The following is a 6,000-nucleotide window of genomic DNA, read 5'->3' as shown; positions in this document are numbered from 1 at the left end:
CATTTGCGCAGCACCAGTGATCATGTTTTTAACATAGTCAGCGTGTCCTGGGCAGTCTACGTGTGCGTAGTGGCGGCTTGGAGTATCGTACTCAACGTGAGAAGTTGCGATTGTGATACCGCGCTCACGCTCTTCTGGAGCGTTATCGATAGATGCGAAGTCACGAGCAGAACCGCCGTAAACTTTAGCAAGTGTTGTACAGATAGCTGCTGTTAGAGTAGTTTTACCGTGGTCAACGTGGCCGATAGTACCAACGTTTACGTGCGGTTTCGTACGTTCAAATTTTTCTTTAGACATGAGTTGTCCCTCTAGGTACGGATTTAGGTGGCTTTGAAGACCACGCAACCAAAAAATCTTGGTAATAAAACTTCTTTCAGCTTCAAACATAGTTTAGCCAAAAGAAAGTATCAAAAGGGAATAATTGCTTTGAGAGCTGGTGCTGATAGGCAGACTCGAACTGCCGACCTCATCCTTACCAAGGATGCGCTCTACCACCTGAGCTATATCAGCACTCTAAATGAGTTGGAGCGGGCAGCGGGAATCGAACCCGCATCATCAGCTTGGAAGGCTGAGGTAATAGCCATTATACGATGCCCGCAACACGTAACTCTGAGAGCTATTCCCTAAAGAATATGGTGGGGGGGGACGGATTCGAACCATCGAAGGCAGTGCCGGCAGATTTACAGTCTGCTCCCTTTGGCCACTCGGGAACCCCCCCAAATTTTACTTGCCACTTTCGTCGTCATTGCCCTAAGCAAAGTGAAAGTGGTGCCGACTACCGGAATCGAACTGGTGACCTACTGATTACAAGTCAGTTGCTCTACCTACTGAGCTAAGTCGGCATAAGTGGAGCGCATTCTATTGAATGAATCTTGCTGATGCAACCGTTAAATCAAAAAAAAAACCGTTTTTTCGCACATTCTTTCTTTTTGATGGCTTTTTGTACATATTTCGGGGAATTACGCACGCTGTATCGCATGAAATATTTGATTTATCCCTTGCTTCAGGTATGTTCAGCACTCTACGTGTATGGAAACCTTAAGTTAGGTGAATTATGAGCCCTTTTATGTCATTTAGTCGCGAGCAGTGGTCTGCACTTCGCAACGCTGTCCCTATGACATTAACAGAAGATGATCTGAAGGAGCTTCAGGGTATCAATGAAAATCTGACCATGCAGGAAGCCACAGATGTCTACTTACCACTGACGCGTCTATTAAATCTCTACGTCGCGGCTCGGCAAAGTCGCAACTCGGTCCTGCAAGAATTCCTCGGTCAAGATGACCATACACCGCCATTTATCATTGGTATTGCAGGCAGTGTTGCTGTCGGAAAAAGTACCACCGCACGTTTGCTAAAAGCTCTGCTCAGCCGTTGGGAGAATCATCCTAAAGTCGAACTGATCACTACCGATGGTTTCTTATATCCTAATAAAGTTCTGCTTGAAAAAGGATTAATGGCGAAAAAAGGATTTCCAGAATCGTACGATATGCGTCGGTTAGTTCAATTTGTGTCTGACGTTAAGGCATGCAAACGCAACGTGGTTGCGCCTGTCTATTCGCACTTAACCTATGACATCACCGAGAGAGAAAAAGTCGTTGATCTACCTGATGTATTGATTATTGAAGGCCTAAACGTTCTGCAAAGTGGCATGGATTATCCTCACGATCCCCATCGCGTGTTTATTTCTGACTTTCTTGATTTCTCTTTATATGTCGATGCTGACAGTGAACGCATTGAAAACTGGTATGTGCAGCGCTTTATGAAATTTCGTCAGGGTGCCTTTACCAAGCCGGGCTCCTACTTCAGTCATTACACTCAATTAAACGAAGAAGAAGCCAGAAACAAAGCGAAGAACATCTGGGCTTCGATCAATGGTATCAACTTAGTGCAAAATATCCTGCCAACTAAAGAGCGCGCTCAGCTGATTTTACAGAAAGGTCAAAATCATAATGTTGAGACGGTTTATTTGAGAAAATAAGCGTTTTTGACGTGGGTTGTGCACAAGATCCCTGCCTACGCAGGGATGGCATCATTGGGTGTATTGGCTGCAGAGATAATGCTACGTTGAGTAGCATCAATTCAATTTGCGCAGAGAAATCTCACCACCGATGAATGGTTGAATGCCCGCTTCCGTTTCCAGTAACACCGCACCCGTTGCGTCGATACCGCGCACCACCCCTTGAATATCTCGATTACCCATCACCAAACGGACTTCTCGATTTAAAAAGTTATCGTGACGGTTCCAACGCTCAACAAAGCCATGTAGACCACACATTTCGTAATCTTCCAATGCACTTTGCCATGCGTGAATAAAAGCAATCACCAAATCATTGCGGCTAAATGGCTGGTTAGCGACGTCATTAAGTGAGGTCCAAGGCTGATCGATGCCTTCCACTTGCTCACTCATATTAAGGTTCATCCCCATGCCCATGACTAGGTTTGCTGCACCTCCAGCTTGGCCCGACATCTCCACCAAAATTCCGGCTAACTTCTTATCGTTAAAATACAGATCGTTCGGCCATTTAAGTTTTACACCGTCAATCCCAAGCTGTTCCAATGCTTCGACTATCGCTACACCAATCACCAGACTGAGCCCCATCGCTGCCGCCATGCCAGCCTCTAACTTCCAGTACATCGATAGGTAAAGGTTGCTTCCAAATGGTGACACCCACTGTCGGCCGCGACGGCCCCGGCCTTTCGATTGGTATTCAGAAACGCAAACGGCTCCGGATTCCAAGTTATGTTGTCTATCGAGCAAATATTGGTTGGTCGAATCAATAATTGGAATCAACTCAAAAGGCGTCGATAAGTGTTGAGACAGATGTTCTCTGGATAAGAGCTCCATCGGTGTCGCCAGTTGATAGCCTTTTCCTTGAACTCGGAAGATATCGACACCCCAGTCACGAATGCCTTTAATGTGTTTACTCACGGCAGCACGAGAAATACCAAGCTGTTCACCCAACATTTCGCCTGAGTGAAATCCTCCTTGGGAAAGCTGAGTCAAAATGGCAAGTTTCACATGATGCTCTTTCATAACAAGTCCTTCAAATATACTTCTTGTTTAGCATCCATAAATCGAACTTCATGTTCAAGCTCTACATTGAATGTCGTTAGTACTCTGTTTCTAACATAAGCCGCTAGCGCAAGAATATCTTCTGCTTTCGCGTCATTAGCATTCACTAACACGAGTGCCTGCTTAGGATGCACCATCGCACCACCAATCGTGTGTCCCTTTAAGCCACACTGATCGATAAGCCAGCCTGCCGCCAACTTCATATCATTTCCAGAGGGATACGCTACAAGATCTGGGAATTGCACCTTGAGAACATCGTATTGTTCCATACTGACAATAGGATTTTTAAAGAAACTTCCAGCATTACCGGTAATAGCGGGATCAGGCAATTTTTCTTTTCGAACACTCACTATCACGTCAAAGACTTCTTTGGGGGTGGTGCTCTCGATGTGCAGAGACTGCAACGGACCATAGCTTAATATTGGTTGCCAGCTCTTATTCAGTTTTAGCCCAATAGCCGTGACGATCGCCTGCTCTTTTAGCTCATGTTTAAAAATAGAATCCCGATAACCAAAACGACACTGCTCACTAGATAGTCGTTTAACAGTAAAACTCTCTAAGCATAGGTATTCAACGTAGTCACAAATCTGTTGGAGCTCGAGCCCATAGGCACCGATATTCTGGATCGGCGCGCTTCCGGCACAGCCAGGTATTAACGCTAGGTTTTCAATACCAGCGTAACCTTGCTCAATGCACCACGCGACTAAACTTGGCCAATCTTCCCCGCCAGATACATGCAATAGGTGTTCGGTATCCGTACTCGAATACGAAATACCACGCAGACGGTTAACCACCACCACTCCTTGGTAAGGTTTGGTAAACAACATATTACTCCCCTTACCAAGCATGAGCTTTGGTAGGGTTTGCCAGTCCGGGTTTTGATAAATCGCTTTTAAGTCGTCGATAGATTCAGCTTCTACCAACACCTGACATTGCTGTGAAATACCGAAGGTATGGAATGGACGAAGTTGGGCATTGTTTTCAGTTTGCATGGGCATTCATTGATGGCTTACACTGCCGCTATTCTATCCTTTTGAGACAAGCATTGGCTATGGATACGTTAAAATTCGGTCTGCTAGACCCCATTAAGCTGCCGATCGCCAAAAAACTCTATAAAGCACACTACCCTGCTGGCAAACCAAAGAGTGACGAGCGAATTCTCACCCTTAGTCAAAACAACAGCCTCTGTGCTTTAGTGCGCTTTCGCACGATCGAACAGTATCGCTTGATGACGGGGATGCTGGTCCTACCGGACTCTCGCCAACAAGGAATCGGCCATTATTTCATGACGCAGTTGCAACAAAACGAGCTAACGAACAATGATTATTGCTTTGCGTTGCAACATTTACAGGCATTTTATGGGCAGCATGGATTTGAAGTCATCAGTCAAGAAGCACTACCAAATTCACTTAAACAACTGTTTTCTCGCTATATTCAAAGCGGAAAAGCACTGGCAGCAATGCGATACATTGATCCCCGTTAAACTTATCAACGGTTTACTACCCATTTAGGGCCAGAGTTTGGTAAAATTCTAGGTTCGCAATTTTGCAATGACCAAAGGTACAGTCCCTCATATGATGGCTCTTAGGAACTCTTTTGAACAGCTTCCCTCGATCGCGCAGGATCCCAACGCACTGGATGTGCTGCTTTCCGCCAAAGATTATCGCGAATACTTAATTCAAGCGATACGTGAAGCACAATCAAGAATCTACCTAGTTGCTTTGTATTTAGAAGATGATGACGCTGGACGCCAAATCCTGACTGAACTTTATCAAGCAAAGCAAAAAAATCCTTCTCTCGATATTGCTGTTTGTGTTGATTGGCACCGAGCCCAGCGTGGTCTAATCGGCGCAGACAAGTCTGACGGTAATGCGGTTATGTATCGTGAGTTTAGACAACAACACGAACATGGTGTGCCTGTATACGGCATTCCGGTACGTGGCAGAGAAGTGTTTGGCGTTCTGCACCTTAAAGGCTTTATCATTGATGATAAAGTAATTTACAGCGGTGCTAGCCTTAACAACATCTACTTGAACTATAACGACCGCTATCGTTTTGACCGCTACCACGCTCTGAAAAACTTAGAATTGGCGAACAGTATGGCTCAGTTTGTCGCCGATAAGCTGATTGCCAACCCAGCAGTCAACGACCTTTCGTTACCAAAGAAGCCAACAACTAAAGACATTAAAGTGGAAATCCGCCAACTGCGCGGCTCGCTGTCTCAGGCGCGTTATCAGTTTCACTCACAGCCGAGCGATGACTCTCAAGTTTCTGTGACGCCTATTGTGGGAATTGGTAAGCGTCGTAATAAGCTTAATCAAACCATCAATCAGCTATTAGCCAGCGCCAAAGATGAGATTTTCATTTGTACGCCTTACTTTAACTTCCCTAAATCGGTCGCTAAAGAGATCAAACGAGCATTGAGACGTGGTGTGAAGGTAAAAATCGTGGTCGGTGATAAAACCGCAAATGACTTCTATATTCCCCCAGAAGAGAAATTCAAAACCATTGGTGGTTTGCCTTACCTCTACGAAATGAATTTACGTCGTTTTGCTAAAGCGAATGAGGCTCATATTGCCAGTCGTAATTTGTGCATTCGTCTATGGAAACATGACGATAATAGTTTTCACCTCAAAGGAATTTGGGTTGATAAACGCTACATGCTGATTACTGGTAATAACCTCAACCCACGAGCGTGGAGCCTTGATTTAGAAAATGCAATTCTCATTCAGGATCACTATTCACACCTCGTTAATAAGTTTGAAGCTGAGGTAGAAAATATTCTGGAGCATACGCAGCTCATCTGTACCTATAAGCAACTCGAAAAAGTAGAGACCTACCCTGAACCCGTGCAGCGCTTGCTGAAGAAAATCACTCGAGTGCAAGCCGATAGAGTATTAAAGCAATTGCTATAAGGCCTGACTCTT

Annotated in this window: 6 protein-coding genes and 4 tRNA genes; 3 read left to right on the top strand and 7 right to left on the bottom strand. The window is 45.0% G+C overall.

Annotated features, from left to right (window positions below; genetic code table 11):
• The 5 genes from VTH8203_RS24125 to VTH8203_RS24105 form a co-directional block, all read right to left on the bottom strand.
• Positions 1-297 (bottom strand): GTP-binding protein (locus VTH8203_RS24125; RefSeq protein ID WP_244181149.1); only part of this gene is annotated, 297 nt, incomplete at its 3' end.
• Between the two features lie 137 nt (positions 298-434).
• Positions 435-510: transfer RNA gene (locus VTH8203_RS24120), tRNA-Thr, on the bottom strand.
• 13 nt (positions 511-523) lie between these two features.
• Positions 524-598, bottom strand: a tRNA-Gly gene (locus VTH8203_RS24115).
• Between the two features lie 35 nt (positions 599-633).
• Positions 634-718, bottom strand: a tRNA-Tyr gene (locus tag VTH8203_RS24110).
• Positions 719-766: 48 nt separating this feature from the next.
• A tRNA-Thr gene (locus VTH8203_RS24105) sits at positions 767-842 on the bottom strand.
• Between the two features lie 212 nt (positions 843-1,054).
• Between VTH8203_RS24105 and coaA the strand changes: the two genes are divergently transcribed.
• Positions 1,055-1,978 (top strand): type I pantothenate kinase, encoded by a 924-nt coding sequence (gene coaA, locus VTH8203_RS24100; RefSeq protein ID WP_096995843.1) that lies wholly within the window; start codon positions 1,055-1,057, stop codon positions 1,976-1,978.
• Positions 1,979-2,074: 96 nt separating this feature from the next.
• Here the strand turns inward: coaA and birA are convergent, their stop codons facing one another.
• Together birA and murB are read right to left on the bottom strand one after the other, a co-directional pair.
• A complete protein-coding gene (gene birA / locus VTH8203_RS24095) occupies positions 2,075-3,034 on the bottom strand; it encodes a bifunctional biotin--[acetyl-CoA-carboxylase] ligase/biotin operon repressor BirA (RefSeq protein WP_096995842.1) in 960 nt (319 codons plus the stop codon).
• Positions 3,031-4,065: a UDP-N-acetylmuramate dehydrogenase gene (gene murB / locus VTH8203_RS24090; RefSeq protein ID WP_096995841.1), complete on the bottom strand. Its 1,035-nt coding sequence runs from the start codon at positions 4,063-4,065 to the stop codon at positions 3,031-3,033. Before murB ends, birA begins: the two co-directional genes overlap by 4 nt.
• A 59-nt stretch (positions 4,066-4,124) precedes the next feature.
• On the opposite strand from murB, the gene VTH8203_RS24085 reads away from it, so the two are divergent.
• Positions 4,125-4,556 carry a GNAT family N-acetyltransferase gene (locus VTH8203_RS24085; RefSeq protein ID WP_096995846.1) on the top strand — a complete coding sequence of 144 codons (432 nt, stop codon included), beginning with the start codon at positions 4,125-4,127 and terminating at the stop codon, positions 4,554-4,556.
• A 91-nt stretch (positions 4,557-4,647) separates the two neighbouring features.
• Complete coding sequence (pssA, locus tag VTH8203_RS24080) at positions 4,648-5,988, top strand: CDP-diacylglycerol--serine O-phosphatidyltransferase (RefSeq protein WP_096995845.1); 1,341 nt, start codon at positions 4,648-4,650, stop codon at positions 5,986-5,988.
• Positions 5,989-6,000 lie beyond the last annotated feature (12 nt).

Source organism: Vibrio thalassae (genome assembly GCF_900089835.1).
GTDB lineage: Bacteria > Pseudomonadota > Gammaproteobacteria > Enterobacterales > Vibrionaceae > Vibrio > Vibrio thalassae.
Note: the sequence above shows the minus strand (reverse complement) of the source record. Positions and strands in the feature narration are given on the sequence as shown.

What these genes read in the sequence shown, in the direction of transcription:
- coaA (WP_096995843.1), top strand. Translation starts at nt 1,055, where the DNA reads ATGAGCCCTTTTATGTCATTTAGTCGCGAGCAGTGGTCTGCACTTCGC.
- birA (WP_096995842.1), bottom strand. Translation starts at nt 3,034, where the DNA reads ATGAAAGAGCATCATGTGAAACTTGCCATTTTGACTCAGCTTTCCCAA.
- murB (WP_096995841.1), bottom strand. Translation starts at nt 4,065, where the DNA reads ATGCAAACTGAAAACAATGCCCAACTTCGTCCATTCCATACCTTCGGT.
- VTH8203_RS24085 (WP_096995846.1), top strand. Translation starts at nt 4,125, where the DNA reads ATGGATACGTTAAAATTCGGTCTGCTAGACCCCATTAAGCTGCCGATC.
- pssA (WP_096995845.1), top strand. Translation starts at nt 4,648, where the DNA reads ATGATGGCTCTTAGGAACTCTTTTGAACAGCTTCCCTCGATCGCGCAG.